This is a genomic window from Clostridium sp. CF012 (assembly GCF_018861755.1).
Taxonomy (GTDB): domain Bacteria; phylum Bacillota; class Clostridia; order Clostridiales; family Clostridiaceae; genus Clostridium_AD.
Map to the genome: position 1 here is coordinate 1 of NZ_JAHLEF010000088.1, position 1,694 is coordinate 1,694.

General features: G+C 34.0%; 1 protein-coding gene. It reads left to right on the forward strand.

The window, feature by feature from the left end; genetic code table 11:
- Positions 1 to 1,694, forward strand: a 1,694-nt coding sequence (gene nrdD, locus KPL50_RS26330; protein WP_216301434.1) for an anaerobic ribonucleoside-triphosphate reductase, incomplete at both ends; no start/stop codon positions are given.

Sequence of the window (1,694 nt, forward strand, 5' to 3'; positions counted from 1 at the left end):
GTTGAAGATAAACTTTTAGAAAATGGACATAAGCCTATTGGAGTGGCTTATTCTAATTATAGGCGTGAACGTAACAAGATTAGAGAAATAAAATCAGACCTTATGAAAGCTATAGAAAAAATAGGAGTAGAAACAGATAGAGATAATGCTAATGTGGGTAATAATTTTAGTTCTAAGTTACTTAGAATTGCTAGTGAATCTAATAAATGGCATAATTTATCTATGATGCCTAAGCATTTAGCAAAAGCACATGAAAATGGAGACGTATATTACCATGATTTAGATAGTTATAATTTAACTGTGAATTGCTTACATATACCCACGAAAGAAGTTTTAGAAAGAGGGTTTAATACAGGCTATGGCTATATAAGGAGAGCAAAAAGGATAGAGTCTGCAGCAGAACTTTCATGTATTTTACTTCAATCAACGCAGAATGATATGTTTGGAGGTCAATCACATCCAGATTTTGATAATGATATGGCCGCATTTATAGAATACACTAGGCAAGAAATACGACAAGAAATTAGAGACCTTGGTGTAGATGAAAATAAGGTCAATGAGTTTGCGGAACGTAAATTAAGAAGAGCTATAGAGCAATCTATGCAGGGCATAGTATATAACTTAAATACAATGCATAGTAGAGCAGGCTCGCAAGTGCCGTTTAGTTCAATGAATATTGGAATACCAGAATCTAAAGACGCAGCATTGGTATGTGAAATATTTCTAATTGAATACGAAAAAGGGCTTGGAAAAGGAGAACAACCAGTATTTCCAAATATAATTTTTAGAGTTAAAAAGGGAGTAAATAGAGATAAAACCGACCCATATCACTATTTATATAAGCTTGCATGTAAGGTTGCTAGCAGGCGAATGAATCCTACTTTTATGAATTTAGATGCTGATTTTAATAAGTTTTACTATGATCAAGGCATTACACCGGCTACAATGGGCTGTCGTACTTATGTTTGTTCTAACGTAAATGGAGAAGCAGGAACAAAAGGCAGAGGAAATATTGCACCTGCAACTATAAATCTTCCTAGACTTGGTATATTAGCGAAGGGGAATGTAGACAAGTTCTATAAATTACTCTATGTTAAGTTAGAACTTTGCAGAGAAGCACTTATGCATAGATATAATGTGTTAAAAAAATTAAAGGTTAAGGATTTGCCATTTGTAGCAGGTCAAGGTCTAATGATGGGAAGTGAAGGATTAACACCTAATGATTCCATTGAGCCTATTTTAAAGAATGGATCATGGTCTATTGGGTTTATAGGTCTTGCGGAAACCATAGCAGCAATAACTGGGAAGCATCATGGTGAAAGCGCCGAGTCTAGAAAATTAGGGGTTGAAATAATATCCTATATAAGAAATTATACTGATAAGTTAATAGAGGCAACTAAGCTTAATTGGAGTACTTATGCAACACCTGCTGAAGGATTAAGTGGTAGATTTATACTTCAAGACAAGGCTGTATTTGGTGAAATACCAGGGGTTACGGATAAGGAATATTATACAAATAGTTATCATGTTCCCGTAGGGTTCCCAATATCCATTGTAGGAAAAATAGATATTGAAGCACCTTACCATAAATTATGTAATGCTGGGCACATTAGTTATATAGAACTTGATGATTACCCAACAGGAGAAATTATAATGGACATATTAGATTATGCATATAAGCAAACAAATATTAG